The organism is Bradyrhizobium sp. 25ACV (genome assembly GCF_054863005.1).
The window spans coordinates 83,044-108,313 of record NZ_JAVAYO010000015.1 but is presented as its reverse complement, the minus strand read 5'-3'; the positions used below and the strand labels follow the sequence as shown (position 1 = coordinate 108,313).

Sequence of the window (25,270 nt, the reverse complement as noted above, 5' to 3'; positions counted from 1 at the left end):
GCCTATGGCTACCGCGGCGCCGTCCCCTGTGCGTCCCCTAGGGACGTCCCAAGGGGTAAGAGGGTTTCCATGACGGCTTTCTCGCTGGAGACATTCGGGTTCCCGGAGGTCCATGCTGACGGCGGCCCGATCAAGTTGAACCTGCGCAAGGGTCTTGCGCTGCTCGTCTATCTCGCGGAGGCCAAGGCTGCGGTCGCGCGCGACGTCATCGCCACGCTGCTCTGGCCCGAGACCGATCGCGAGACGGGCCTTGCGCGGTTGCGGCGGCTGCTTCATCGCGTCGAGCTCGCGCTCGGCCAGCCGGTGTTCGAGACCGATCGCACCAGCGTGCGGTGGTCTCCGGCGGTCGTACTCAAGGTCGATGCGCATTCATTCGAGAGCGCCTGCGACCGCGGCGACTTTGAAGCGGCCTGCCGGGTCTATCGCGGCGACTTCCTTGCGGGCTTCGCTCTCGACGATTGCCCTGAATTCGACGATTGGGCGTTCTTTCGCCGCGAGGCGCTGAGAGGACGGCTGATGCATGCGCTCGAGCGTCTGGTGCAGGACAAGAATGCCGCCGGCGATCATTTTCCAGCGACCACGTATGCGGCGCGCCTGGCTGAACTCGATCCGCTCAGCGAGGTCTATGGCCGGCATCTGATCCGCAGCCTGCTGCTGGCCGGCGACCGCAGCGCGGCCGAGCGTTATCATGCGGCCCTGACACAGCGGCTGCGGGACGAGCTTGGGGTTGCACCGGAAGCCGAGACCGAGGCGCTCATGAGTCCCGCAACGGCGCTGCACGCTGTTCCGACCACGCGCTATGTGAAGGGCGCCGGCGTGCATCTGGCGTATCAGACCTACGGAAGCGGCCCGCTCGATATCCTGGTGATGCCCGGCTTCGTGTCGCATGTGGAGCGGGCCTGGGAGAGCCCTGCAAGCCGGACGTTCCTGGCGTCGTTGATGAAGCTTGGACGGCTGATCGTCTTCGATCGTCGCGGGATCGGGTTGTCCGACCGGGTCGGATCGGCACCTGGGATCGACGTGACTGCGGAGGACATCGGCACCGTACTGCGGGCAGTGGATTCGCGCCGCGTCGTGCTGTTCGGCGCCTCCGAATGCGGGCCGGCCTGCGTCAAATTTGCGGTCGATGAGCCGCGCCGTGTGGCCGGGCTCATCCTGTTCGGCGCACTGGCCAAGGGTTGCTGGTCGGAGGATTATCCGCACGCCTTGCGCGCCAGCCAGTATGACGCCTGGAGCAGGCAGCTCGTCGCGCAATGGGGCGGCCCGGTCGGCATCGAGACGTTTGCGCCGAGTCTGGCCGGCGATCCCCAGGCGCGCGCCTGGTGGGCCGGGCTATTGCGCGCGGCCTCCAGTCCCGGCGGCATCTCGGCCGTGCTCGAGGCCTTTCGCGACGCCGACGTGCGGCATCTCCTGGCGCAGATCGCGGTGCCGACGCTGGTGCTGCATCGGCGCGGCGACCAGGCGGTGCGGATCGCGGCCGGCCGCGATATCGCGAGCCGGATCAGCGGTGCGGAATTCGTCGAGCTCGACGGCAACGATCACTGGTTCTTTGCGGGTGATCAGCGACCGGTGCTCGGGGCGATCGCGCGATTCATCGACGGCTTGCAGAGGCGAGGCGAGGACGCCGGGGCGAGGCTCTAGCCTCATTTTTTGGCACGTTTCGTGCCTCTCAAAGCGGCAGGCTGATACGACGCCTTGCAAGGGAGACCTAACATGAAACGCGAAGACCTCACCGAGAAGCTGCTCGACATCAAGCGCGAGAAGGGCTGGAGCTGGAAGCACATCTGCGACAAGATCGGCGGCTATTCCGAGGTCCTCATCGTCGGCGCCATTCTCGGCCAGATGAAATTGACAAAGCCGCAGGCTGCCAATGCCGGCGAGCTGTTCGGCCTGTCGAAGGCGGAAGTTGCGATGCTCAACGAGGTGCCGATGCGCGGCACCGGCACGCCGATGCCGCCGACCGATCCCTTGATCTATCGCTTCTACGAGATGGTGATGGTGAACGGTCCTGCCTGGAAAGCACTGATCGAAGAGGAATTTGGCGACGGCATCATGTCGGCGATCGACTTCGACATGGGAATCGAACGCGTCGCCAACCCGAAGGGCGACCGCGTCAAGATCACCATGAGCGGCAAATTCCTGCCGTACAAATATTACGGCGCCAGCGGCAACGTGCCGGAATACGGCTTCAAGGAGGAGTGACCGCGGCGAAGGCGGCGCGCAGGTCCTTGATCGGTGCCATCTCGCGAACATAGGTGAAGGAGCCATTCTCCTTCATCTCGCGCGCGCTCTTCAGGAAGGCGGCCAGCGCGTATCGCGACATGGCGCCACCGACGCTGATGCGCTTGACGCCGGCCGCGGACAATTGCGCGACCGTCAGCGTCGGATCGGCAAAACCCATCACGAGGTTGAAGGGCTTTCCGACCGAGGCGACGACCGTCCTGATCGTGGCAAGGTCGTGGACCCCGGGGGCGTAGAGGACATCCGCGCCCGCCGCTTCGAACGCCTGAAGTCGCCGGATCGTGTCGTCGAGATCGTTGCGCCCGTGGAGAAGGTTTTCCGCCCGCGCCGTCAGCGTAAAGGGAAATGACAGCGAGCGCGCCGCCTCGACGGCCGCCTGCACGCGCTCGACCGCGAGCGAGAAGTCGTAGATCGGCCGATCGCGGTCGCCCGTTGCATCCTCGATCGAGCCGCCGACCGCACCGGCCTCGGCGGCGCGCAGGATCGCTTCGGCCGCGCGCCTCGGCTCATGTGCGCCACAGTTTTCCAAATCGACGCTGACCGGCAGAGCGGTGGCGGATGCAATCGTCCGGCAATTGTCGAGGATGGCGTCCAGGCTGACGGTCGACGTTCCCTGCATGTTGGCAAGGCCGAGGCTCGTGGTCGCAAGCGCCTCGAAGCCGAGGGCGGCGAGCAGCCTTGCGGTGCCGGCATCCCAGGGGTTGGGGATGATGAACGCGCCGGGGCGCTCGTGCAGCGCGCGAAACGCTCTCGCTTTGTCCAGCTGGCTCGTCATGTCTTGCCTCCGCTTCACCTTGTCCGTTCGAGGCAGCCTTAGGCCCGTTTTCTTCATCCGCCAAATTTGTTATTCCTCTGAACATTATCAGTTTTTTGCATGAGGTGTCCGGCATGGACAGCGACGCCCTCAACACCTTCCTGACCGTTCATCGCAGAGGCGGGATCTCGAATGCCGCCAAGTTTCTGCACCGCTCGCAGCCCGCCATCTCGCGCAGAATTGCATTGCTTGAGCAGGAGCTCGGCGTGCCGCTGTTCGAGCGCATAGCGGGCCGCACGCGGCTCAGTGAAGCCGGGCGCGTGCTGATCCCCTATGCCGAGCGCGCCGTCGCCGCGGCGGAGGATGCCGAGCAGGCGATACGCGCGCTGACCAAACACAATGCGGGGCCGGTCGCGCTCGCCGTGACCGGGACGCTGGCCGACGGCCGTCTGTCCGGCATCATGAAGCGATTTGCCCGGGAGAATCCCGCCGTCGCGCTGACCTTACGGACCGCGACCAGCGCGGAGGTCAGCGATCTCATCCGGCGCGGCGAGGCCACGATCGGTCTGCGCTACAACGTTGACCGCGCCGGCGATCTCGCTTGCGAGCTCGTGCTGACCGAGGCGTTGCAGGTCGTTTGTGCGCCCGAACATCCGCTTGCCGGCAAGCGCGTGAGGCGGCTTGCCGAGCTTCGCGGTGAACGCTGGATCGCATTCCCGGAAACGCGCGGACGCCGCGAGATCGCCGCCGCCCATGTGTTCGCGCTGTTTCTCACGCAAGGGCTAGGCGAGGTCGAATGGACGGCAGTCGACAGCCTCACCGCGCAGAAACGCCTCGTGGAGGCCGGCTTTGGTCTTGCGCTGCTGGCGAGAAGCCACGTCGTTGAGGAGCTGCGCGCGGCCTCGATCGCGACGATCGCCGTGGGCGATCTTGCCGCGGATCAGGATATCGTCCTTGTGACGCGCCGCAGCGGCTTCCTGAGCCTCGCCGCTCAGCGCCTCCTGGAGACGATCCGCAGCGACTATGGTGCGCCGGATGTCTCGACCGCGCAGGATGTCAGAAAGAAGACGCCGGCGCGCAAGGCCGTTGCGCGCCGGCGTCTTGCCTGAATGGCTTACTTCCCCGCCTTCACCTCGGCGGCCGCCACCGCGAGCAACTCGCTCATCTTGGCGCGAATCGCCTGCTCGGTGACGGCGACGTTCTTGGCGGCGAAATCGGCCGTGATCTTGCGCAGGACGTCGTCATCGCCGGCCTCCTCGAAATCGGCCGCGACCACTTCCTTGGCATAGGCGGTGGCGGCATCGCCGGACATGCCGAGCTTTTCGGCCGCCCACAGGCCGAGCAGCCGGTTGCGGCGGGCCTCCGCCTTGAATTTCTGCTCCTCGTCGAGGGCGTATTTCTTCTCGAAACCTTCCTGGCGCTTGTCGAACTCGCTCATGCCTTGTTCCAAATCCCGTGCTGATGGAGCGGGAGCCTTCCGTTGCGGCGACCCGACTGCATGCCTACATAGAGAGCACGAATCGGCAAAACAACGGGCCGTTAAGCCGCAGGGCAAGACGGTATAAGTTGGCGCCGGACGGCCGGATCGATTGTGCTCGGTCAGCCAATCGGATAGGTTGCCTGAAGGCTTGGTTCCCGTTCTGTTTCCAAGGGTTATAGAGGGGGTTCCGGGCTGTTCACGGCAGCTCCGCTGTGGGTCGTAATCCTAGTAACCGGAGCACACCAAATACATGGATTTCAACAAAACACGGTACATCCCCATGAGCCGTCGGCGTCGTATTTATGAAGGCAAGGCAAAGGTTCTGTATGAAGGCCCGGAACCCGGTACCTTGATCCAGCACTTCAAGGACGACGCGACCGCGTTCAATGCGAAAAAGCATCAGGTGATCGAGGGCAAGGGTGTCCTCAACAACCGGATCTCGGAGTACCTGTTTCAGCACCTCAACGACATCGGGGTGCCGACCCACTTCATTCGCCGTCTCAACATGCGCGAGCAGTTGATTCGCGAGGTCGAGATCGTGCCGCTCGAGGTGGTGGTGCGGAACGTCGCCGCCGGCTCGCTGTCGCAGCGCCTCGGCATCGAGGAGGGCACCCAGTTGCCCCGTTCGATCATCGAATTCTACTACAAGAACGACCAGCTCAACGATCCCATGGTGTCGGAAGAGCACATCACGGCCTTCGGCTGGGCGACGCCGCAGGAGATCGACGACATCATGGCGCTCGCCATCCGTGTCAACGACTTCCTCACCGGCCTCTTCCTCGGCATCGGCATCCGCCTCGTCGACTTCAAGATGGAATGCGGACGCCTGTTCGAGAACGAGATGATGCGCATCATCGTCGCCGACGAGATCTCGCCGGATAGCTGCCGTCTGTGGGACATCAAGTCGAACGAGAAGCTCGACAAGGATCGTTTCCGCAGGGATCTCGGCGGCCTGCTCGAGGCCTATACTGAAGTTGCAAAACGCCTCGGCATCCTCATGGAGAACGAGCGTCCGCAGGGCTCCGGCCCGGTGCTGGTGAAGAGCTGAGGGGATTTTCGACGTGAAGGCACGTGTCACCGTTACCTTGAAGACGGGCATCCTCGATCCGCAAGGCAAGGCCATCGAAGGCGCGCTGAAGTCGCTCGGCGTCGACGGCGTCGCCAGCGTCCGCCAGGGCAAGGTGTTCGACATCGAGCTCGCCGGCGCCGACAAGACCAAGGCGGAAGCCGCGCTGAAGGAAGCCGCCGACAAGCTGCTGGCGAATACCGTGATCGAGAACTATCGGGTCGAGCTGCTCAGCTAGGCCCGCCTTTGTAGCCCGGATGGAGCGAAGCGAAATCCGGGCTGTTCGCTGTGGCACTGTCCCGGATTGCGCGGAGCCTGTCATCGGGCGGCCCTTCGCGCCGACCCGTTGGCTCCATCCGGGCTACGAAGCAATTTCCTCACAACCACCCGGCGCGGCGAAACCGCCAGTACAGCGCGCCGCACGCCGTCAGCATCACGCCGAGCAGCATGAAGTAACCGTACTCCCATTCCAGCTCCGGCATGTGCTTGAAGTTCATGCCGTAGATGCCGGCAAGCGCGGTCGGGATCGCGATGATCGCAAGCCAGGAGGCGAGCTTCTTGGACACCGCCGTCTCCTGCGCCTGGCCGACCAGAAGGCTGGCCTCGAAGGCGAAGGCCAGCACCTCGCGCATGGAATCGATCCGCTCCTGGATGTTGCGGACGTGGTCGGTGACGTCGCGGAACAGCGGCTGCATGGCCTGCCGCACCATTGACAGCTCGTCATGCTCGAGACGGCGGCAGACCTCCACCAGCGGCCCTATGGCGTTGCGGAGCCGCAAGAGGTCGCGGCGGAGCATGTAGAGACGTTCGATCTGTGCTTTGGTGATCGCGTGCGCGAGCACGTAGTCCTCGATCTCCTCGACCTCTTCGTGAATACTTTCGAGCACGGGCGAGTAATTGTCGACGATGAAATCGAGGATCGCATAGAGGATGTAATCCTCGCCGCGCGCGAGCGCGCGCGGGCAGCTTTCGCAGCGTTCGCGCACCGGCTTGTAGGACGTCGAGGCGCCGTGGCGCACCGAGACCAGATACCCTTCGCCGACGAAGATGTGAGTCTCGCCGAAGACGATGCGGCCCTCGACCAGTTGCGCCGTTCGCGCCACGATGAACAGAGCCTCGCCATATTGCTCGATCTTCGGCCGCTGATGGGCGTGGTTGGCGTCCTCGATCGCGAGCTCGTGCAGGTCGAATTGCTTCTGCACCGCGCCGAGCAGCGCCATGTCGGGCTCGTGCAGGCCGATCCAGACCACGTGGCCGGGCTTGGCCCGCCAGCTCGAGGCCTCGCTGATGGCGATATTGGCGATGCGGCGGCCGTCGACATAGGCGCCGGCGGCGACGACGCCCTCGGTGGACACGGGCTCGGAGGGGGATGTGGGCGGCGACGGGACGTTCATGGCTTCAATCCCGGGCAAGATCGTCGGGCAAAAGTGCCTCGGCTATGGCCTGTGTACAAGGCCGCACCGCGAGGCTAGCACTGGTAAAATCCCCGTCAAATGGCTATGTCTCTTCACGAATTGGCCCTTTGGCCAGCCCGATTCCCATCACCGTCGGAACCTGAACATGAAAGCCGCGATCCTCGTCTTTCCCGGAATCAACCGCGAACGCGACATGGCGCGGGCGCTGAGGATGATTTCGGGCAGCGAGCCGGCGATGGTCTGGCACGCCGAGCCGTCGCTGCCTGCGGGCACGGATCTCGTGGTGGTGCCGGGCGGCTTCTCCTACGGCGACTATTTGCGCTGCGGTGCCATCGCGGCGCGCGCGCCGGTGATGGACGCGGTGCGGGACTATGCGGCCAAGGGCGGCCTCGTGCTGGGCGTCTGCAACGGTTTTCAGATCCTCTGCGAGTCCGGCCTGTTGCCGGGCGTGTTGATGCGCAACGAGCGGCTGAAATTCATTTGCCATGACGTGCATCTGCGCGTCGAGCGGTCCGACACGCCGTTCACCCGCGGCTACAATGCCGGACAGGTGATCCGCGTGCCGGTCGCCCATGGCGAAGGCAATTACGAGGCGGACGAAGAGACCATCAAGCGGCTCGAAGGCGAGGGGCGGGTGCTCTATCGCTATTGCTCCGCCGAGGGCGTGGTGGACGAAGCCCACAACATTAACGGCGCCGCGCATTCGATCGCCGGCATCGTCAACGACAAGGGCAACGTGCTCGGCATGATGCCGCATCCGGAAAACCACGTCGAAGACATCATGGGCTGCACCGACGGTCGCGGCCTGTTTGCCGGCCTGACCGCGCACCTGGAAAAAGCCGCGTGATTGCGTTCGCGGTGAAGCGGGCTCTCGCTGCAATCGCGGCGCTGTCGCTCGCGTCTTTTTCGCTCGCAACTGGCGCGTTCGCGCAGGATTATCCCAAGCGTCCTGTTACCATGATCGTGCCGTTCGCGGCTGGCGGCACCTCGGACGTGATCGCACGCGCGGTGGCCGAGCAGATGGGCATCGCGCTCGGCCAGACCATCGTGATCGAAAACGTCGCCGGTGCCGGCGGCTCGACCGCGCTGGCGCGCGCCTCTCGCGCCGAGCCCGATGGCTACACCATCGCGATTGGCAATGCCGGCACCAATGCCGCGACCTACACGATCTATCCAAAACTGCCGTTCACGCCGGACTCTTTCGTGCCAATCGCCATGGTGGCGAAGACGTTCGGCATCATCGCGCTGCGCAAGGATTTTCCGGCGAAGGACCTCAAGGAGTTCATCTCCTACGCCAAGGCCAATCCCGGCAAGATCAATCTCGGCCATGCCGGCGTCGGCTCCTCGAACTATCTGATCTGCAAGAGTTTCGTCACCGCCGCTGGCATCGACGCGACGCTGGTCGGCTATCGCGGCGCGGCGCCCGCGCTGACCGACGCCGTCGGCAGCCAGATTGACGGCGTCTGCGACGCCGCGGCCTCGGTCTCGCAATCGATCAACGAGAAGCTGGTGAAGGGGCTCGTGGTCGGCTCGACCGTGCGGCTCGCCACGCTGCCGGACCTGCCGACCTCGGCGGAGGCGGGCCTGCCCGAATTCGAGGCACAGGGCTGGAACGGCCTGTTCGCACCCAAAGGCACGCCGCCGGCCGTCATTGCCAAGCTGAACGCCGCCGCGCGCACCGCCGTCGAGACCGACGCGGTCAAGAAGCGCTTCGCTGACCTCTCGACCGTTGCGCCCGATGCAGGCGAGCATACGCCGGAGCTGCTGCAGCAGCTCGTCACGCGCGACGTCGAAAAATATCGGAAAATGCTGGCGGACGACGCCAAGTAGTAGGCCGCTCCTGCCGGCTCCGGCATTGGCGGGAGACGGCTTTGCGCGACTCAAGGAATCCGCGCGACGACCTTGATCTCGAAGTCGAACCCGGCAAGCCAATTCACGCCAACAGCCGTCCAATTCGGATAGGGCGCGTCGCCGATCTCGGTGCTACGGACAGCCATCACCGTATCGATCTGTTTGGCAGGATCGGTGTGAAACGTGGTGACATCCACCACATCGTCCAGCGTGCATCCGGCAGCTTCGAGCACCGCGCGCAAATTGGCAAACGCACGCCGGACCTGGTCCTCGAACACGGGCTCGGGTGACCCGTCCTCGCGGCTGCCGACCTGTCCCGAGACGAACAGCAAGTCGCCGGTCCGGATCGCGGCAGAATACCGATGGGCTTCATAAAGTGCGTGACGGTGAGCGGGGAAGATGGCCTCGCGCTGGAGCATGGGCTGTGCCTTTCGAAAGGGGGCAGGCGACCGCGAATTGCCTTGCGGCGCCGGCCGTGACATTGTTGATATACGGTTCGTATGTGAGCTTATCTCTCACATACGTGGCGTATGTCAACAGAAAATGGGTCGAGCATGCTCGAGGGAAAACGTGCCGCAGCCATGGCGGAAAATCGGGCCAAGCTCATCCGCGCTGCGCGCAAGGCCTTCGCCACGCAGGGTTATGCAGAAGCGTCGATGGATGAGCTGACGGCCTCGGTCGGGCTGACGCGGGGCGCGCTCTATCACAATTTCGAAGACAAGAAGGGGCTGCTCGGGGCCGTCGTCGCGCAGATCGATAGCGAAATGGCGGAGCGGCTGCGCGCGATCCGGGAGCAGGCGCCAACCTTGTGGCAGGGCCTGCTCGCAGAGGGCAGTGCCTATATCGAAATGGCGCTCGATCCTGAAATTCAGCGCATCATGCTTCTGGATGGCCCTGCCGTACTCGGTGATCCATCCAAATGGCCCGGCGAGAACGCCTGCCTGGATATCACCATGCGAACGATCCGGTCACTGATCGACGAGAAGGTGGTGAAGCCTTTGGATGTTGAAGCAGCCGGGCGACTGCTGAACGGCGCCGCGCTCAGTGCCGCGTTATGGGTCGCCGCAGCCGACGATCCGAAAGTCGTGCTGGACAAGGCCGTGGACGCGTTTCGAGCGCTGGCAAGCGGATTGTTGCTCAAGCCGGTTTGACTGCGCATGATGCACATGTTCGTGTCCCGCTATGCGCAGCTCGCGGCGCCAGACATCAGGCGCGCTGCTGCTGTCTCATGAACCTTCATTGCGTTCAAGACGACTGACTCCTCGTTGCCATCAAGGCGCATGCGTTCGATATCGTGGATTTTCGCGAGAAGCGGCAACTCAAAGTTGTTTCATCGCATGAGTTGCGATATCAGGAAGCCTGTGCTGTCGTTGTGCTTCCGGATGTCACATGCCCGTTGCTCTCGTCGTTCTGCTGCTCGATATCACGCTCATCTATCACGCCTCGCGGACCGGGCGGTTGCAGCCCTGGGCCTTCATCATCCTGATGGTGCCGCTGATCGGCGCGCTCGCCTATATCGCCGTCGAGCTCGTTCCCGAATGGTTTTCCAGCCCCGGCGCGCGTCAGGCGCGGCAGCGCGTCGCCAATCGGCTCGATCCCGAGAAACGCTATCGTGAGCTGTCCGACCACCTGGCTGGCGCCGACACCATCGCCAATCGCGCAGCGCTGGCCGAAGAGTGCGCAAATATCGGCCGGTTCGGCGAGGCCGCGCAGCATTATGATCACATTCTGAAGCTGCCCATGGGCCACGATCCGGCCTATGCGCTTCGCAAGGCCCAAGCGGAGTTTTCCGGCAGGTGTCCCGCAGATGCGCTCGCGACACTGGACGATCTGCAGAAGCAATGGCCGGATTTCGATTCCGCCGACGCGCATCTGCTCTATGCCCGCGCGCTCGCCGAGGTCGGGCGGCTCGACGAGGCGCTAGAGGAGTATCACGCGCTCGCCGGCTACTTCCCGGGCGCCGAAGCGCAGGTGCGCTACGGCATCCTGCTGCAAACGGTCGGCCGCAGCGCCGAGGCACGCATGGTCTTCAACGAGCTCCTGATCCAGATGCGGCGCGCGCCGAAATATCTGCGCAAGGCGCAGGCCGAATGGCTGTCGATCGCGGAGAAGCAGCTTTCGACCTGAGCGGGGCGGGCCGGGAGCTTCATAGGAACGCCAGCGATATCCAGGGCACGAAGGTAATCAGCAGGAGGCCCAGGAATAGCCAGGCGAGATAGATCCAGATCCTGCGCATGCCGGCATCCGGCGGCTGCGCGCCGCCAGATCGTGTGAGAACCCGGATTGCGCCAGCGCCCAAGCCATCGCGCTCGCGGCGCCCACGATGAACAGGATCGAGCCGGAGAGCGAGGCCGTCTGGACCAACATCGGCAGCACGTTCTTCCATGTCAGGCTGCCGCGGTAAATGGCCAGGCCGAGCACGAGGCAGTAGGCGATGCCGATCGTCGAGACTTCGGTTGCGGTCGCAACGCCTTCGACCACGGCGCTGCGGATCAGGAACGGCAAAGCGAGCGCCGGCAGCGCTACCCAGAGCGTTCTTGCGACCACGGACGGGGGGGCGCGCGCGACCTTGACCCCGGCATTCTCCTCAGTGCCCGCCCGATAACGCGCGACGAAGGCAAGCACGATCGCCAGCACGATCCCCGGCAGGATGCCGGCGGTGAACAGGGCCGCGATCGATACGCCGGTGACGGAGGCGATCGCGATCAGAACGATCGACGGCGGAATGGTCTCGCTCATCGCGCCCGACGCCGCGAGCAGCGACACCAGCTCGCCATCCTTCATGCCGCGCTTGCGCATTTCGGGAAACAGCACCGGCGCGATCGCGGCCATGTCGGCGGTCTTGGAGCCGGAGATACCCGAGACCAGCAGCATGGCGCCGAGCATCACGTAGGATAGCCCGCCTCGGACATGACCGAGCACGGAGGCGAGGAAGGCGACCATGACGCGCGCCATGCCGGTCTGTTCGACCAATTGCCCGAGCAGCACGAACAGCGGCACCGCGAGCAGGATCAGCGAGCTCATGCCCTCGTCGATCCGTCCGACCACGACCAACAACGGCGTCCGCGTCGTCGTCAGCAGGAAAGCGACGGTCGCAAGACAGAAGGAAAACGCGATCGGCACGCCGGCCATCACGGCGCAGCCGAGCAGCCCGACGAAGAAGATCAGCAGGTTCCAGTTGCCGAGCGACTTCAGCGAAGGCCCGGCGAAATAGAGTGCACCGGCGATCGCTGCGAACAATAGTCCAACGGCCAACAGATCCTTGGCCGAACGCTTGACCAGCGTGAGACAGATGCTGGCCAGCGCGACGATGCAACCGGCCGGAATCGCCGCGGCACGGACCACGCCGGACCAGCCCAGCGCAGGCGTCTCCACGAATGCCTGGTCTTCCACATAGTCCAGCGCCGGATGCAGGATGATTGCTAGGAACAGGGCGACGGAGCCGGCTGCGAGCGTTGAGGTCCACGCCTCCGCGCGGGGCGACAAATGGGAGGTGAAGAAAGTCAGGCGCATATGCGCCGAGCGCTGCACCGCGATGGCGCTGCCGAGCATGGCGAGCCACAGGAACAGGATCGAGGCGAGCTCGTCCGACCAGATGATCGGTCGATGGAAGACGCCGCGCGCGACGATGCCGGCGAACAGGATGATGACCTCCGCGACAACGGCCATTGCCGCTGGGATCTCCACCAGCCAGCGCAGCGCCTGCTCCGGCCAGCGTCCCCGGATCGACCGTGCCTCGCCGAGCGTGACCGCCTCGGGCATCCCGACGACGGCGCTCACGCGAGCGCTCCGACGGCGGCCTCGAGCGTCTTCCAATTGTCCTCACCGAACTTGCCGCGCCACTCCTTGTAGAATCCGGCGCTCGACAATCCTTTGCGGAAGGCCTCCTTGTCGGACGCCTCGAAGGTAATGCCTTTGGCGACCAGCTGATCCTTCAGTGTCATATTGAGCTTTGCAGTGTCCGCACGCTGCTCCATCGCGGCATGGTCGAACTCTTTACGGACCAGCGCCTGCAGATCGTCGGGCAGCGCTTTCACCGAACGGCGGTTGCCGAGGATGAAGAACGGATCCCAGATGTGATTGGTCTCGGAAATATACTTCTGTACCTCATAGATCTTGCCGGCTTCGATCGTGACAAGGCCGTTCTCCTGCCCGTCGACCAGGTGCGTCTGCAACGCCGTGTACAATTCGTTGAAGTTGATCGAGGTTGGGTTGGCACCCAGCGACTTGAACAGCGAGGTGAAGATCGGCGACACCGGTACGCGGATGCGATAGCCGGCGAGATCGCCCGGCGTCTTGATCGGCTTGGTGAAGGAGGAAATTTGCCGGAACGTGTTGTCTGCGGGCTTGGCCACGACCAGCGCGCCGGTCTTCTCGATCTGGATCGCGATCAGCTTTCCAAGATCGCCGTCCATCGCGTTCCAGACCTGGGTGTAATCGGAGAACGCGAAGCCCACGTTCGCGATTCCGGCCACCGGCGACACCGTCGACAGCACAGAGCCGGCGATGTTGAGGAAATCGACGCCGCCACTGCGGATCTGGGTCAACAGATCCGTGTCGGAGCCGAGCTGCGAGGCCGGAAAGAACCTGATCTCCAGCCGCCCGCCGCTGGCTTCCTTGATCCGCTTCACGGCCTGGTCGAGCCGGGTGTTGATCGGCTGCGTCAGCGACTGGCCGGTGGCGAGCTTGTACTCGAACTCGGCGGCCTGCGCCGGCCTGGTGCGGATTGCGACCAGAGGTATGGCCGCGGCAGCAGTCATGAAATTGCGGCGCGAGATGGTGTGGCGCTGACCCGACATCGTTCGTCCTCCCCTGGTGCTCGTTTGCCGCGCCTTTTCGACGCGTGTTTGTTCATTGCCGCGCGCAAGCCCTGCGGCGGTGTCGTCAAAGTCGCTTGTCTGGTGAAAGGGCTTAAGCCGTACGTTCCTTCCCCCGGGCGGATCGGCGCTCTGGGCCGTCCTGTTTCCTCGATCGGCGCCCGTCTGTCGCGGGCTGCTTTGACCCTGAAGCCTAGATCGCTGGCCATGCACGACAATTGAATTATATTCTTCGTCACTTTAGCTGGCCTAAAAGGTTTTCCGATGCAGATACCGTTCCGCGCCATCATTGTCTTCCACGCGGTGGCGCGTGCGGGCAGCATTTCCCGTGCGGCGGACGAACTGCGGGTGACGCCGTCGGCCGTCAGCCAGCAGATCCAGGCGCTGGAGCTGCACCTCGGCACCGCCCTGACCTCGCGGGTCGGACGCAACATCACGCTGACCGAGGCCGGTGAGCGCTATTTCGAGATGATCAGCCGCGAGATCGAGCATGTCACCGACGTGACGCAGCATGTCCGCGGCATCCGCTCCGCCACCACCTTGACGGTGCGCGCGGCCCCGAGCGTGTCGAGCAAATGGCTGCTGCCGCGGCTCGCGAGCTTCGTCGATGCCAATCCCGACATCGAATTGCGGCTCGACGGCACCAATGAGCCGACCGACTTCCGCAAGGAAAATGTCGACCTAGAGATCCGGCACGGCGAAGGCGGCTGGGCCGGTCTGTTCGTCGAAAGCCTCGGCAAAGAGCGATTTTTTCCGCTGTGCGCGCCTTCATCGTTTGCGGCGGGCAGCCTATCCGCCCAAGACCTGCTCAAGCACAGGCTGATCCATTCGGTGAAATCGCAGATGCAATGGCCGCGCTGGTTCGCGCAGGCCGGTATCGAGCCCGCGGAACGCTGGAAGCGCGTGCTGTTCGACCGCAGCCACATGGCGATCGACGCCGCCATCGACGGCCTCGGCATTGGCCTCGAAAGCGAGCTGCTGGCCTGGCGTGAATTGCGCGACGGCCGCCTGGTCTGTCCGGTCAAGAATCCGCCGGAGGTCGTCCTGACCACGCAGTGGATCGTCTGCCTGCACGGCCATCTGCGCCATCGCAAGACCCGCACTTTCCTCGACTGGCTGCGCGGGGAACGTGACAGCTGGAATGAGCAGCAAGCCGCACGGATTGTTTAGCGCGTCTACATCGTCGCGGCAGATAATCTGAATTGCTCCCGGATTCGCCGCTGCCTAACGTTTCCGTGCAAGGCGAGCACGGCCGGACCTCACGGCCGCAACGATCGCCGTCACCCGAGGAACGTTTAGGGAAATCCAGATGAATCTCCATCGCATGCTGCTGGAGCGCAAGGCCGCCGGCAAACCTGTGACCATCGGCCTGATCGGGGCCGGAAAATTCGGCCTGATGTTCCTGTCGCAGGTGCGCCAGACCGACGGCATGCATCTCGTCGGCGTCGCCGACCTGAACACGGCCCGCGCCCGCGCGCAGCTCAAGCTCGGTTGCTGGCCGGAACAGCAATACGCGGCTGCCACGATCGATGACGCGCTCAAGCATGGCAGCACGGTCGTCACCGATAACGCCGACGCGCTGATCACCCATCCGGCGGTCGAGGTGATCATCGAGGCGACCGGCGATCCCGGCGCCGGCATCCGCTTCGCGATGAAGGCGATCGAGAACGGCAAGCACATCGTGATGGTCAATGTCGAGGCGGACGCAGTCGCGGGCCCGATCCTGGCGCGCAAGGCGAAGCAGGCCGGCGTCGTCTATTCACTCGCCTGGGGCGACCAGCCGGCGCTGATCGCCGATCACGTCGACTGGGCGCGCGCAGCCGGCTTCAAGGTCGTCGCCGCCGGCAAGGGCACGCGCTACCACCCGACCTATCACCAGTCGACGCCGGATACGGTCTGGGACATTCTCGACAAATACATGAAGATCAAAGACCGCAACTCGATCAATCCGAAGATGTTCAACTCGTTCGTCGACGGCACCAAATCGGGCATCGAGATGACCGCGGTCTGCAATGCAACCGGGCTGCATGCGCAGAGCGAGGGCCTGTCGTTCCCGCCCGCCACGCGCTTCGAGCACGCCGAAATCTGCAAGCCGAAATCCGATGGCGGCATGCTGGAGAAATCGGGCGTCACCGAGGTGACCTCGTCGGTCTATCGCGACGGCTCCGACGTTCCGCAGAGCCTCGTGATGGGCACCTATGTCGTGTTCGAGACCGACAGCGCCTATTCGGAGGAGTGTTTCCGCGAATACAGCATGCTGCCGGACAAGACCGGCAAATATGCCTCGCTGTACCGGCCGATCCACATGATCGGGCTCGAGCTCGGTATCTCCGTCGCGTCCGCGGCGCTGCGGAAGGAGCCGACCGGCGCGCCGATCGTGTTCAACTCCGACGTGGTCGCGACCGCCAAGCGCAAGCTGAAGGCCGGCGAGATGCTCGACGGCGAAGGAGGCTTCTGTGTCTGGGGCAAGCAGACCCCGGCCGACGCTTCACTGAAGCAGGGGTATCTGCCGCTTGGCCTCGCCCACCATGTCAAGCTCAAGACCGATATCGAGTCGGGCCAGCGCCTGAAATGGGCTGATGTCGAGTACGATCCCGACAGTCTCGCGGTGCGGGTACGCCGCGAGATGGAAGCGGCCTTCCGGCAACCCAACATGGCTGCCTAGCGCAGCTTCAGCCGCTCCGCCGGTATGGTCATGGCGGCGACGCCCGCCATGACCAGCAGCAGGCCCAGCGCCAGGTTCGACGGCACGCTCTCGCCGAGCAGCAACACGGAGAGGCCGACGCCGATCGGGATGCGCAGATAGCCTTGAGCGTTCGTGGTCAGCGTGCCGAGGCGGCCGAGGCAGACGTAGAACAGCATCAGGCCCAGCGCGCTGGAGACGATGCCCATGACGATGGTGGCGATGATCGCCGCCGGCGTCGGCTGCAGCGTCCAGGGCTGATCGATGATCAGCGAGGGCGGCAGCAGGATGAGACCGCCGAACAGCAGCGAGCCGGCCGCCACCACCATCGGGTCGTATTCGGACAGCCTGAGGCCGAAGATCGTGGCGCAGGCAAAGGAGATGGTGGCGAGCAGGATTGCGATCTCCGCCACGATCTCGCTCCCGAAGCCGCGTAGCGCGTCGAGGCCCACGATGAGAATCGTGCCGGCGAGTCCCAAAATCGCGCCGGCGAGCTTGAGCAGCGTTGCCGGCTCATGCCGGGTGATCAGCGAGGTGATCAGGAACGCGAAGATCGGCGTGGTCGAGGCCAGCACCACCGTGTTCGACGCCGGCACATATTGCTGCGACCAGGTGATGATCAGGAACGGAAAGGTCGAGTTGATCAATTGCTGGGTCGCGAACAGCTTCCACGCCTTCGCGTCGGTTGGGACCCTGATGCCGCGCATCCACAGGATCGCGAACAGGAAGGCAGCCGCAATCAGCGAGCGCGCCGAGATGAAGGTGATGGGCGGGATGGTGGGAAGCGCCAGCTTGGCCAGCGGATAGGTCGAGCTCCAGCAGCAGGCGAGTGCGAGCAGCAGCGCATAGTCGCGCCAGTTGCGTGCGCCGGTAGCGGCCATGGACGGCAGCGGTGACGATGCGGCCGCCGTCGCGCGACTCGCTTCCGATGTGCTCTGCGCCACCTTGTTCCTGCTCCCCGGCGCGATGGCGCTTGCCGCGAAGTCTGGGCGAGGGGACCCGAAAAGGGAAGGCGCCGAGCTATGCGTTTGGCTGAGGTAGCGCCTTCCGCTTCATCCGCTTGATCGTGCCGGAAAAGGTGAGCAGCACCCGCGTCCCGGACATCATCTTGCCGCGCAGGAAGATCAGCGAGCCGCCGGCGCGGGTGACCTCGCCGGTGCATTCGATCAGTTCGCCCTCGCGTGCCGCGTCGAGGAATTCGCAGGCGAAGTTGGTCGTCACCGCCCGGCTGTCCAGGACATGGGTGGCGATCGCAAACAGGGAGTAGTCGGCAAAGGCCATGTAGCAGCCGCCGTGGACGTTCCCGGACCCGTTGAGGTGCTTTTTCTCGACCCGGAAGGCGCTGCGGACGTTGCCGTCCGCCTCGATCCGGTGCCAGAAGGGGCCGACATGGGACTCAAAACTGTCGCGAATCCAGGTCCGCCAGCCCACAAATTCGCCCTCGGTGGCGACGTGGAGGTCGGGGCGGCGGGGCGGGGGCGCTTTGGTCAATTCGTGCAAGGAAATGGGCCTTCAATTACGGGTCTTTAGCCCTTAAATCCGATCCGTCCGCGCCGTGCAATTCCCGTTCCCGCCGTCCCCGCCTGCAAAACGTGGGACAGCGGGAAAATGCGTCATAAAGGGCTTTCCGGAAGCCCTCGATGTTCCTAAGAACGGCCAAACCGCCGCCGAAAGCCTGGAATCCATGAAGAACGAACCCAAGATCACCCCCGAACTGGTTGCCGCCCATGGGCTCAAGCCCGACGAATACGAGCGCATCCTGAAGCTGATCGGGCGGGAGCCGACCTTCACCGAGCTCGGCATCTTCTCGGCGATGTGGAACGAGCACTGCTCGTACAAGTCGTCACGCATCCATCTCAAGGGCCTGCCGACAAAGGCGCCCTGGGTGATCCAGGGCCCCGGCGAGAATGCCGGCGTGATCGACATCGGCGACGGCCAGGCCGTGGTCTTCAAGATGGAGAGCCACAACCACCCGAGCTACATCGAGCCCTATCAGGGGGCGACCACCGGCGTCGGCGGCATCTTGCGCGACGTGTTCACGATGGGCGCGCGCCCCATCGCCTGCCTGAATGCGCTGAGCTTCGGTGCGCCCGAGCATGCCAGGACGCGGCATCTCGTCTCCGGTGTCGTTGCCGGCGTCGGCGGCTATGGCAATTCCTTCGGCGTGCCGACCGTGGGTGGCCAGGTGCGCTTCCACACCCGCTATGACGGCAACATCCTCGTCAACGCGATGGCGGTCGGCCTCGCGGATGCCGACAAGATCTTCTATGCGGCGGCGTCCGGTGTGAACATGCCGATCGTCTATCTCGGCTCCAAGACGGGGCGCGACGGCATCCACGGCGCCTCGATGGCCTCGGCCGAGTTCGATGACAAGTCCGAGGAGAAGCGCCCGACCGTGCAGGTCGGCGATCCCTTCGCCGAAAAGCTGCTGCTGGAGGCCTGCCTCGAGATCATGGAGAAGGGCTGCGTCATCGCGATCCAGGACATGGGCGCGGCGGGCCTGACCTGTTCGGCGGTCGAGATGGGCGCCAAGGGCGACCTCGGCGTCGACCTCGATCTCGATGCGGTGCCGACCCGCGAGACCGGGATGAGCGCCTACGAGATGATGCTCTCGGAGAGCCAGGAGCGCATGCTCATGGTGCTCAAGCCCGAGAAGGAAAAGGAAGCCGAGGCGATCTTCAAGAAGTGGGGCCTCGATTTCGCCGTGGTCGGCTACACCACGCCGAGCAAGCGTTTCGTGGTCAAGCATGGCGGCGACGTCATGGCCGACCTGCCGATCAAGGAGCTCGGCGACGAGGCGCCGCTCTACGACCGTCCGCATGTCCCCTCCGCCGCGTTGCCGGTCGTGCATGCGCGCGAGGTGCCGGCGCCGATGGGCCTCGGGCCTGCGCTGGAGAAGCTGATCGGCACGCCCGACATGTGCTCTAAGCGCTGGGTCTGGGAGCAGTACGATCACGTCATCCTCGGCAACACCATGCAGCGCCCCGGCGGCGATGCCGCCGTGGTGCGCGTCGAGGACGGGCCGAAGGGGCTCGCCCTGACCGTCGACGTCACGCCGCGCTATTGCGAGGCGGATCCGTTTGAGGGTGGCAAGCAGGCCGTCGCCGAAGCCTGGCGCAATATCACCGCGGTCGGCGGCAAGCCGCTCGCGATCACCGACAATCTCAACTTCGGCAACCCCGAGCGGCCCGAGATCATGGGCCAGTTCGTCGGCTGCCTGAAGGGCATCTCGGAAGCCTGCCGCACGCTCGACTTCCCGGTCGTCTCCGGCAACGTCTCGCTCTACAACGAGACCAATGGCCGCGCGATCCTCCCCACGCCCTCGATCGGCGGCGTCGGCCTGCTCGACGATTTCACCAAATCAGCCTCGCTCGCCTTCAAGGCCGAGGGCGAGGCGATCCTCCTGGTCGGCGAGACCCACGGCTGGCTCGGCCAGTCCGTTTACTTGCGCGACATCTGCGGTCGTGAGGAGGGTGCGCCGCCGCCGGTCGATCTCGCCGCCGAGAAGCGCAATGGCGATTGCGTGCGCGGCATGATCCATGGCGGTACCGCGACCGCCGTGCACGATCTCTCCGACGGTGGCCTCCTGATCGCACTCGCCGAGATGGCGATGGCGAGCGGCATCGGGGCCAAGCTGCTGGCGGCGCCGACGTCACTGATCTCGCAGGCCTATTGGTTCGGTGAGGACCAGGCGCGCTATCTCGTCACCGTGCCGGAAACCGAAGCCGGCCGCGTGCTTGCCAAGATGCGCGGCTGCGAAGTGCCCTGCGTGCGGATCGGCACCACCGGCGGCAATGCGATCGCGATCGCGGGCGAGGCGCCTGTTACGATCGATGCGCTCCGTAAGTCGTTCGAGCGCTGGCTGCCGGAATATATGGGTGGGAAGGCGGCGTAGCGACGCCATCTCTCCGTCATTGCGAGGAGCCACCGGGTCCCGCCTTTGGCGGGCCCGATGACAGGCTCCGCGACGACGCAATCCACACTGCTGCCTGCGGTGAGATGGATCGTTTCGCTGCGCTCGCAACGACGATAGGAGGCCGTGCCGCTTCCTCAAAGCACCTTCGTCGCGCCCGGGATCTGCCGCAACGCTCGCGTCAGCGCCCAGCTCGCCATGACTGTCAGTACAAATCCGATCGTGGCCTTGACGATCGCCGGCAGGTCATAGTCGAACAGCCAATACTGCAGCCACAGTGCGATCGGATAGTGCACCAGGAACATGCCGAACGCGTCGCTCTGCATTGGATCGAGCAGCTTGGCTGAGCCTGATTGCCTGAACCTCTGGAAAAAGGCCAGGATCAGAAACATGATGGCCACGCTGAAGACAGTGAAGCAGATGGCATAGAGCGCTTCATACCAGTCCGGCAACGGCGACGGGTTGCCCAGTATTTCGCGCTTGATGAAGATCAGCACCCACAAGAGGCAATACGGAACGATCGCCAGCACCATCCAGTCCCAGCTGACCTTTGCCATCCGGCCGTCCACAGCGAGCAGCCCGCGATCCATTTGCGCAACGCCGATGCCTGCACCGAAAAAGAAGTAGGTCGCGTAGAGCATCACGCGCCCGTGCTGGACCGAGAACGGCCCGAACTCGAACCAACTGCTTGGTCCGAAGTGAACCCTCCCGGGAATGTAGAACGCCGCGGTGACGGTAAGCATGACCGCGAAGAACACGGCGGGCCGACGGCGACCGTGTAGCGAGAGGCGATTGATCGGATCGAGCAGATTGGGCGACAGCCGGTGCAGCAGGCAGGCAACCAGGTCGAAAGCGAACAAGACCCAAAGGAACCAAATCGGCCCGCTCGGCCACGGGCCCTTCGTGACCATATTCCACCAGAATTCCGAAAAGCCGATCTCGGGATGCTGCCGCACGGAAATCGCGTAGTAGGCGAGCGGAATGACCGTAAGGGCGCAGATCGCGAAGGGTAAGCCAAGCCGAAGCAGGCGATCTGCCAAATAGCTCCGTGCTCCCTTCCGGGCGATGCCAGACCAGGCGAACAGTCCCGACAGGAAGAAGAACATCGCCATGAAGAAACTGTCGGTGGCGAGCACGATCATGTCGAAGCCGAAGAAGTACTTCGGATCGGTATGACCGAAATAAGTATAGGGGATCACCGCGTGATGCAGCAGCACCACCAGAGTCAGGAAGGTGCGGGCGCGATCAATCGCCAAATTGCGCGCCTTGCTCTTCGGCGCGGCATGTACCTCCGCGCCGATCGTCGCTGAATCTGCCATCGTCATCTTGGTCGCCCCGCACTCCTGCCCCGGGACCGGACTGTGCCGCCGCGAGCCGGATTCAGCAAGGCTCGTTTGCGCCGTAGTTGAGCCCCCACTTGACCCCGACTTGGGTCCTGACACCCGTAGGAACCAGTTCCGCGCAGCGAAGTTAGCGTCCGCCGAAGGGAAGGGCTGACGGCCGCGACAAGCGGCGCAATTCGGAGCTGGCAATGACGATCCTGAAATGGGCGTTGATCTTCCTACTTGTCTCGATCGTGGCCGGCGTGCTCGGCTTCACCGGCATTTCGGCCGCCTCCGCCGATATCGCGCGCTTCCTGTTCTACGTCTTCGTCGTGATCTTCCTGGTGCTGCTGATATTAGGGCTGACGATCTTCAGGGCGTAGCGGGCAGTAGGTCGGACCGGAACAGGGCGCCGGCTCCCAGGCGCAGGCCGTCAATGGCTTGCGAACGGTCTTATGCGAGCCATCAGCTCCGCCAAGAACTCATCGGGGCGATCGAACGGAATGAAATGGTCCCCGCCGCGAACCCAGACGAATTCCTTGTGCGGGGCCGTGATCAGGTGGAAAAACTGCTCGGCAGGTCCTCCCGGCGTCACGGCGTCTGCATCGCCCTCAATGAAGAACATGGGTATTGAAAACTCGAATCCGAGCGAGGCCGTGTCGCTCTGAAACATCGGCCCGTTCCGTCCCGTCAAATACTTTGCGGAGAAGGCGGCGCCCTTCCGCCAATTGTACAGATCAAGCAGCGAGACGTCCGGCATGAAGAGCGGCGGGATGGGACCGGCCGGCTGGAAGCCGTCGGCGAGCGGCAGACCCAGCACATTGCTCCATTTGTCCGCAATCAGGCGATTCTCCGGAGTGAGGACCGGCCGCGAAGCGATCGGCGCTAATTCGGCCAGAGCCTCCTTGTTGGTGGCCACTGCCGCAAGCCGTTGCAGACGCGCGATCGTGAGTTCGAAGGCCTTCTCGAAGGTCGCCCTGCCGACCACCTGGCCTGTGCCGACATAGGCCGAGAACAGATCCGGACGTTGCTTCGCCATTCGAATTCCCAGGAATGAGCCCCAGGAATGCCCGACCAGGACGATCTTGTCCTTGTGCAAATGCGTGCGCAGGTACTCGGCCAGTTCGATGCCGTCTTGCGTCATCCGCTCCAGTGTCATCGTGGGGGCGAGCGCGTCTCCAGCCGCGCCAAAGGTGCGGCCGGTGCCGCGCTGGTCCCATTGGACAACGGTGAAATGCTCTTCCCAGGGGCGCCAGCCCGACGAGATCGGCAGGGTAGAGCCGCCAGGGCCGCCGTGGACGAACAGGAGAACCGGGTTATCCCGATCCTCACCGCGGATTTGAATCCATTGCTTGATGCCGCCGATCTCGATGAACTCTCCCTCCTGCACGCCGGCAGGAGAGCGGATCGCGAGAGTTTGGGCAGCCAGGTGCTGACGATAGGCACGAAAACCCAGCCCGGCAGCAGCGAGCACAACAAAAATGCCGGACAATCCCAGCAACGAGACCCCAATCAGTCTTGTGGCCCGGCGCGGCATCTCGTGCCTTGTGTCGACTGGAAGGAGGCGATCCAGGATCGCCCCGGCGTCACAGCGCGTGCGCCTACCCCACTTCCTCGATCTTCACCTTATCCGGATAGAAGGCGAGATGGCCGGAAATCTCGCTCATCGCGGGAAAGGGCGTCTCGTAGGTCCAGATCGCGTTGTCCAGCACCTTGCCGTCGGCCTTGACGCTGTAATAGCTCGCATCCCCCTTGTAGGGGCAGTGGGTGACGCGGTCGGTGCGCGCCAGCAGGGCCATGTTGGTGTCCTCCCGCGGCACATATTGCACCGCTGGATATTTGGCCTCCTTCAGCGTCAGCGCCTTGCTGGTCTCGGCGATCACGATGTCGCCCGCGGTCACACGGACCCGCCGGGGATTTTGGGTGATGGTGATGGGATGGTCGGGCCCTGGAAGCTTCATGATTTCACGCCTTTTCGATCAATCTGCCGCGCGCGGCACTTTGTCGTGCCTTTATCCTGATGGGATCATGGATATAGTGCCGGAAAGCGTGACGCAGAAGTCCGTTCACGCTAAGTTTGGCCCTGCCGGAGAGGGGACCCCGGCAGCGATTCGAGACCAGAAGGAGCGAGACCCGAATGCCCATGGACGCCCACGATATCGAGGCGATGATCAAGGCAGCGATCCCCGATGCCGAGGTGACCATCCGTGACCTCGCCGGCGACGGCGACCACTATGCCGCGACCGTGATCTCGGAATCCTTCCGCGGCAAATCCCGCGTCCAGCAGCACCAGATCGTCTATCAGTCCCTGCGCGGCCAGATGGGCGGCGTGCTGCACGCGCTGGCGCTGCAAACCGGCGTGCCGGGCGCCTGACCTGATCGCGCGACGGGAGACGACGATGGCTGCGGACAATTCTCGCGGCGCGATGTTTCGCGTCATCGTGCCGAACCAGCACAGCCGCGTCACCAATGTCGAGCTGTTCTTCGACCTCGTCTTCGTCTTCGCCATCACGCAGGTGTCGCATACGCTGCTGCACCATTTCACGTCGCTCGGCGCGGTGCAGGTCACGGTGCTGTTTCTCGCTGTGTGGTGGGTGTGGGTCTTCACCGCCTGGGTCACCAACTGGCTCAATCCCGAGCTGACGCCGGTCCGCATCATGCTCTTTTTGATGATGCTGGGCGGGCTTGTGCTGTCAACGACGATCCCGACCGCCTTCGAGGGGCGGGGTCTGTGGTTTGCGATCGCTTACGCGGCGATGCAAATCGGGCGCACGGCCTTCTGGCTGTTCGCGACGCCGCGGCATCGAACCGCGGTCCGCCACAACGCGATCCGCATTCTAACCTGGCTCGCGATCTCCGCGGTGTTGTGGATCGCAGGCGGCCTGTCCGAAGGCGAGACGCGGCTATGGCTGTGGATTGCGGCAGTCGCCTGGGAGTACGTCTCGCCGGCGGCACGCTTCTGGGTTCCGAAGCTCGGCTTCTCGTCGGTTGAGGCCTGGGCCGTCGAGGGCGGCCACATGGCCGAGCGTTGCTCGCTGTTCGTCATCATCGCGCTCGGCGAAGCCGTCGTCGTCAACGGCGCGACCTTTGCCGAGTTGGACTGGACTGTGGACAACATCATGGCCTTCGTCTCTGCACTGGTCGGCGCCATCGCGATGTGGTGGGTCTATTTCCACAAGGGCGCCGAGGCCGGCTCCGAGCGGATCTCGAAGTCCGCCGAATCCGGCCGCCTGGCGCGGCTCGCCTATACCTATCTGCACACGCCGATCATCGCCGGCATCATCCTGACCGCGGTCTCGGACGAGCTGGTGCTGAAGCACCCGACCGGCCATTCCGATATGAGGACGGTTCTGAGCACGATCGGCGGGCCGCTGGTGTTCCTGATCGGCACCATCCTGTTCAAGCACGCGATCCGCGGCTTCCTCCAGCTCTCGCACGGCGTCGGCATCATCGCGCTCGCGGTGCTGTGGTGGTTTGCCGCCGACCTCCCGCCGCTCTGGCTGTCGGTCGCTTCGACGGTGATCATGATCATCGTCGCGGTGTGGGAGTCGGTGTCGCTGGGGGCGGACAGAGAAGAGGCCAAGGAACATTGAACTGCGGAGCGGCCTGAGCAAGCGCCTCGTCCTTCGAGACGACCGCGGAGCCTGTCATCGGGCCGCGCTTTGCGCGGACCCGGTGGCGGTCTCCTCACAGGATGAGGCTATTTGGCGTCGGCGCTCGTTGAAACT

At 64.2% G+C, this 25,270-nt stretch carries 26 protein-coding genes; 15 read left to right on the top strand and 11 right to left on the bottom strand.

Annotation, left to right across the window (positions count from 1 at the left end):
- Nucleotides 1-69 precede the first annotated feature (69 nt).
- Entirely contained in the window at nt 70-1,641 is a 1,572-nt protein-coding gene (locus tag RAD04_RS29415) for a bifunctional AfsR/SARP family transcriptional regulator/alpha/beta hydrolase (RefSeq protein WP_461626598.1), read from the top strand.
- 72 nt (nt 1,642-1,713) lie between these two features.
- The gene (gene cynS / locus RAD04_RS29410; RefSeq protein WP_104462481.1) at nt 1,714-2,202 is read left to right on the top strand and encodes a cyanase; all 489 of its coding nucleotides are present in this window, start codon (nt 1,714-1,716) and stop codon (nt 2,200-2,202) included.
- Here cynS and RAD04_RS29405 read toward each other — a convergent pair.
- A complete protein-coding gene (locus tag RAD04_RS29405) occupies nt 2,189-3,016 on the bottom strand; it encodes an isocitrate lyase/PEP mutase family protein (RefSeq protein ID WP_461626597.1) in 828 nt (275 codons plus the stop codon). The genes cynS and RAD04_RS29405 overlap by 14 nt on opposite strands.
- 113 nt (nt 3,017-3,129) lie before the next feature.
- Between RAD04_RS29405 and RAD04_RS29400 the strand changes: the two genes are divergently transcribed.
- On the top strand, nt 3,130-4,104 hold the full coding sequence (locus RAD04_RS29400; protein ID WP_461626596.1) for a LysR family transcriptional regulator: 975 nt from the start codon (nt 3,130-3,132) through the stop codon (nt 4,102-4,104).
- Nucleotides 4,105-4,109: 5 nt separating this feature from the next.
- Here the strand turns inward: RAD04_RS29400 and RAD04_RS29395 are convergent, their stop codons facing one another.
- Nucleotides 4,110-4,433, bottom strand: coding sequence for a DUF1476 domain-containing protein (locus RAD04_RS29395; RefSeq protein WP_461626595.1), 324 nt, complete (start codon nt 4,431-4,433; stop codon nt 4,110-4,112).
- A gap of 322 nt (nt 4,434-4,755) precedes the next feature.
- Between RAD04_RS29395 and purC the strand changes: the two genes are divergently transcribed.
- A complete protein-coding gene (purC, locus tag RAD04_RS29390; RefSeq protein ID WP_173015815.1) occupies nt 4,756-5,523 on the top strand; it encodes a phosphoribosylaminoimidazolesuccinocarboxamide synthase in 768 nt (255 codons plus the stop codon).
- Between the two features lie 13 nt (nt 5,524-5,536).
- The gene (gene purS, locus RAD04_RS29385; protein ID WP_179734149.1) at nt 5,537-5,779 is read left to right on the top strand and encodes a phosphoribosylformylglycinamidine synthase subunit PurS; all 243 of its coding nucleotides are present in this window, start codon (nt 5,537-5,539) and stop codon (nt 5,777-5,779) included.
- Nucleotides 5,780-5,918: 139 nt separating this feature from the next.
- On the opposite strand, the gene RAD04_RS29380 is transcribed toward purS, so the two are convergent.
- Nucleotides 5,919-6,935 (bottom strand): magnesium and cobalt transport protein CorA, encoded by a 1,017-nt coding sequence (locus RAD04_RS29380; protein ID WP_461626594.1) that lies wholly within the window; start codon nt 6,933-6,935, stop codon nt 5,919-5,921.
- Between the two features lie 166 nt (nt 6,936-7,101).
- On the opposite strand from RAD04_RS29380, the gene purQ reads away from it, so the two are divergent.
- Entirely contained in the window at nt 7,102-7,803 is a 702-nt protein-coding gene (purQ, locus tag RAD04_RS29375; protein WP_028142842.1) for a phosphoribosylformylglycinamidine synthase subunit PurQ, read from the top strand.
- The gene (locus RAD04_RS29370) at nt 7,800-8,786 is read left to right on the top strand and encodes a tripartite tricarboxylate transporter substrate binding protein BugD (RefSeq protein ID WP_461626593.1); all 987 of its coding nucleotides are present in this window, start codon (nt 7,800-7,802) and stop codon (nt 8,784-8,786) included. The genes purQ and RAD04_RS29370 overlap by 4 nt, the downstream gene beginning before the upstream one ends.
- Before the next feature lie 50 nt (nt 8,787-8,836).
- Here the strand turns inward: RAD04_RS29370 and RAD04_RS29365 are convergent, their stop codons facing one another.
- Nucleotides 8,837-9,226 carry a RidA family protein gene (locus RAD04_RS29365; RefSeq protein ID WP_461626592.1) on the bottom strand — a complete coding sequence of 130 codons (390 nt, stop codon included), beginning with the start codon at nt 9,224-9,226 and terminating at the stop codon, nt 8,837-8,839.
- Nucleotides 9,227-9,361: 135 nt separating this feature from the next.
- Here RAD04_RS29365 and RAD04_RS29360 point away from each other — a divergent pair, with 135 nt between their 5' ends.
- A complete protein-coding gene (locus tag RAD04_RS29360) occupies nt 9,362-9,958 on the top strand; it encodes a TetR/AcrR family transcriptional regulator (protein ID WP_461626591.1) in 597 nt (198 codons plus the stop codon).
- 238 nt (nt 9,959-10,196) lie between these two features.
- Nucleotides 10,197-10,934 (top strand): hypothetical protein, encoded by a 738-nt coding sequence (locus RAD04_RS29355; RefSeq protein WP_461626590.1) that lies wholly within the window; start codon nt 10,197-10,199, stop codon nt 10,932-10,934.
- 57 nt (nt 10,935-10,991) lie between these two features.
- Here the strand turns inward: RAD04_RS29355 and RAD04_RS29350 are convergent, their stop codons facing one another.
- Complete coding sequence (locus RAD04_RS29350) at nt 10,992-12,569, bottom strand: TRAP transporter large permease subunit (protein WP_461626665.1); 1,578 nt, start codon at nt 12,567-12,569, stop codon at nt 10,992-10,994.
- Between the two features lie 14 nt (nt 12,570-12,583).
- The gene (locus RAD04_RS29345) at nt 12,584-13,606 is read right to left on the bottom strand and encodes a TRAP transporter substrate-binding protein (protein ID WP_461626589.1); all 1,023 of its coding nucleotides are present in this window, start codon (nt 13,604-13,606) and stop codon (nt 12,584-12,586) included.
- Nucleotides 13,607-13,888: 282 nt separating this feature from the next.
- On the opposite strand from RAD04_RS29345, the gene RAD04_RS29340 reads away from it, so the two are divergent.
- Together RAD04_RS29340 and RAD04_RS29335 are read left to right on the top strand one after the other, a co-directional pair.
- Nucleotides 13,889-14,794, top strand: a complete 906-nt coding sequence (locus tag RAD04_RS29340) for a LysR substrate-binding domain-containing protein (protein ID WP_461626588.1) — start codon at nt 13,889-13,891, stop codon at nt 14,792-14,794.
- A gap of 139 nt (nt 14,795-14,933) precedes the next feature.
- The gene (locus RAD04_RS29335; protein WP_461626587.1) at nt 14,934-16,289 is read left to right on the top strand and encodes an NAD(P)H-dependent oxidoreductase; all 1,356 of its coding nucleotides are present in this window, start codon (nt 14,934-14,936) and stop codon (nt 16,287-16,289) included.
- Here RAD04_RS29335 and RAD04_RS29330 read toward each other — a convergent pair.
- Nucleotides 16,286-17,251, bottom strand: a complete 966-nt coding sequence (locus tag RAD04_RS29330; protein WP_461626586.1) for a DMT family transporter — start codon at nt 17,249-17,251, stop codon at nt 16,286-16,288. The two genes, RAD04_RS29335 and RAD04_RS29330, sit on opposite strands and share 4 nt — an antisense overlap.
- A gap of 76 nt (nt 17,252-17,327) precedes the next feature.
- Nucleotides 17,328-17,807, bottom strand: a complete 480-nt coding sequence (locus RAD04_RS29325; RefSeq protein WP_038948054.1) for a PaaI family thioesterase — start codon at nt 17,805-17,807, stop codon at nt 17,328-17,330.
- 184 nt (nt 17,808-17,991) lie between these two features.
- On the opposite strand from RAD04_RS29325, the gene purL reads away from it, so the two are divergent.
- Nucleotides 17,992-20,202: a phosphoribosylformylglycinamidine synthase subunit PurL gene (purL, locus tag RAD04_RS29320; protein ID WP_461626585.1), complete on the top strand. Its 2,211-nt coding sequence runs from the start codon at nt 17,992-17,994 to the stop codon at nt 20,200-20,202.
- A gap of 155 nt (nt 20,203-20,357) precedes the next feature.
- Here purL and RAD04_RS29315 read toward each other — a convergent pair whose 3' ends face one another.
- Complete coding sequence (locus RAD04_RS29315; RefSeq protein WP_461626664.1) at nt 20,358-21,545, bottom strand: acyltransferase family protein; 1,188 nt, start codon at nt 21,543-21,545, stop codon at nt 20,358-20,360.
- A 206-nt stretch (nt 21,546-21,751) separates the two neighbouring features.
- Between RAD04_RS29315 and RAD04_RS29310 the strand changes: the two genes are divergently transcribed.
- Nucleotides 21,752-21,925 carry a DUF1328 domain-containing protein gene (locus RAD04_RS29310; RefSeq protein WP_007612121.1) on the top strand — a complete coding sequence of 58 codons (174 nt, stop codon included), beginning with the start codon at nt 21,752-21,754 and terminating at the stop codon, nt 21,923-21,925.
- A 50-nt stretch (nt 21,926-21,975) separates the two neighbouring features.
- Here the strand turns inward: RAD04_RS29310 and RAD04_RS29305 are convergent, their stop codons facing one another.
- Entirely contained in the window at nt 21,976-23,043 is a 1,068-nt protein-coding gene (locus tag RAD04_RS29305) for an alpha/beta fold hydrolase (protein ID WP_461626584.1), read from the bottom strand.
- 100 nt (nt 23,044-23,143) lie between these two features.
- On the bottom strand, nt 23,144-23,503 hold the full coding sequence (locus tag RAD04_RS29300) for a DUF427 domain-containing protein (RefSeq protein WP_212251766.1): 360 nt from the start codon (nt 23,501-23,503) through the stop codon (nt 23,144-23,146).
- A 176-nt stretch (nt 23,504-23,679) separates the two neighbouring features.
- Here RAD04_RS29300 and RAD04_RS29295 point away from each other — a divergent pair, with 176 nt between their 5' ends.
- Complete coding sequence (locus tag RAD04_RS29295; protein ID WP_018316584.1) at nt 23,680-23,916, top strand: BolA family protein; 237 nt, start codon at nt 23,680-23,682, stop codon at nt 23,914-23,916.
- A gap of 25 nt (nt 23,917-23,941) precedes the next feature.
- The gene (locus tag RAD04_RS29290) at nt 23,942-25,135 is read left to right on the top strand and encodes a low temperature requirement protein A (RefSeq protein WP_461626583.1); all 1,194 of its coding nucleotides are present in this window, start codon (nt 23,942-23,944) and stop codon (nt 25,133-25,135) included.
- The last annotated feature ends 135 nt before the right edge of the window (nt 25,136-25,270 follow it).

What these genes read in the sequence shown, in the direction of transcription:
- RAD04_RS29415 (WP_461626598.1), top strand. Translation starts at nt 70, where the DNA reads ATGACGGCTTTCTCGCTGGAGACATTCGGGTTCCCGGAGGTCCATGCT.
- cynS (WP_104462481.1), top strand. Translation starts at nt 1,714, where the DNA reads ATGAAACGCGAAGACCTCACCGAGAAGCTGCTCGACATCAAGCGCGAG.
- RAD04_RS29405 (WP_461626597.1), bottom strand. Translation starts at nt 3,016, where the DNA reads ATGACGAGCCAGCTGGACAAAGCGAGAGCGTTTCGCGCGCTGCACGAG.
- RAD04_RS29400 (WP_461626596.1), top strand. Translation starts at nt 3,130, where the DNA reads ATGGACAGCGACGCCCTCAACACCTTCCTGACCGTTCATCGCAGAGGC.
- RAD04_RS29395 (WP_461626595.1), bottom strand. Translation starts at nt 4,433, where the DNA reads ATGAGCGAGTTCGACAAGCGCCAGGAAGGTTTCGAGAAGAAATACGCC.
- purC (WP_173015815.1), top strand. Translation starts at nt 4,756, where the DNA reads ATGAGCCGTCGGCGTCGTATTTATGAAGGCAAGGCAAAGGTTCTGTAT.
- RAD04_RS29380 (WP_461626594.1), bottom strand. Translation starts at nt 6,935, where the DNA reads ATGAACGTCCCGTCGCCGCCCACATCCCCCTCCGAGCCCGTGTCCACC.
- purQ (WP_028142842.1), top strand. Translation starts at nt 7,102, where the DNA reads ATGAAAGCCGCGATCCTCGTCTTTCCCGGAATCAACCGCGAACGCGAC.
- RAD04_RS29365 (WP_461626592.1), bottom strand. Translation starts at nt 9,226, where the DNA reads ATGCTCCAGCGCGAGGCCATCTTCCCCGCTCACCGTCACGCACTTTAT.
- RAD04_RS29360 (WP_461626591.1), top strand. Translation starts at nt 9,362, where the DNA reads ATGCTCGAGGGAAAACGTGCCGCAGCCATGGCGGAAAATCGGGCCAAG.
- RAD04_RS29355 (WP_461626590.1), top strand. Translation starts at nt 10,197, where the DNA reads ATGCCCGTTGCTCTCGTCGTTCTGCTGCTCGATATCACGCTCATCTAT.
- RAD04_RS29350 (WP_461626665.1), bottom strand. Translation starts at nt 12,569, where the DNA reads ATGCCCGAGGCGGTCACGCTCGGCGAGGCACGGTCGATCCGGGGACGC.
- RAD04_RS29345 (WP_461626589.1), bottom strand. Translation starts at nt 13,606, where the DNA reads ATGTCGGGTCAGCGCCACACCATCTCGCGCCGCAATTTCATGACTGCT.
- RAD04_RS29340 (WP_461626588.1), top strand. Translation starts at nt 13,889, where the DNA reads ATGCAGATACCGTTCCGCGCCATCATTGTCTTCCACGCGGTGGCGCGT.
- RAD04_RS29335 (WP_461626587.1), top strand. Translation starts at nt 14,934, where the DNA reads ATGAATCTCCATCGCATGCTGCTGGAGCGCAAGGCCGCCGGCAAACCT.
- purL (WP_461626585.1), top strand. Translation starts at nt 17,992, where the DNA reads ATGAAGAACGAACCCAAGATCACCCCCGAACTGGTTGCCGCCCATGGG.
- RAD04_RS29315 (WP_461626664.1), bottom strand. Translation starts at nt 21,545, where the DNA reads ATGACGATGGCAGATTCAGCGACGATCGGCGCGGAGGTACATGCCGCG.
- RAD04_RS29310 (WP_007612121.1), top strand. Translation starts at nt 21,752, where the DNA reads ATGACGATCCTGAAATGGGCGTTGATCTTCCTACTTGTCTCGATCGTG.
- RAD04_RS29300 (WP_212251766.1), bottom strand. Translation starts at nt 23,503, where the DNA reads ATGAAGCTTCCAGGGCCCGACCATCCCATCACCATCACCCAAAATCCC.
- RAD04_RS29295 (WP_018316584.1), top strand. Translation starts at nt 23,680, where the DNA reads ATGCCCATGGACGCCCACGATATCGAGGCGATGATCAAGGCAGCGATC.
- RAD04_RS29290 (WP_461626583.1), top strand. Translation starts at nt 23,942, where the DNA reads ATGGCTGCGGACAATTCTCGCGGCGCGATGTTTCGCGTCATCGTGCCG.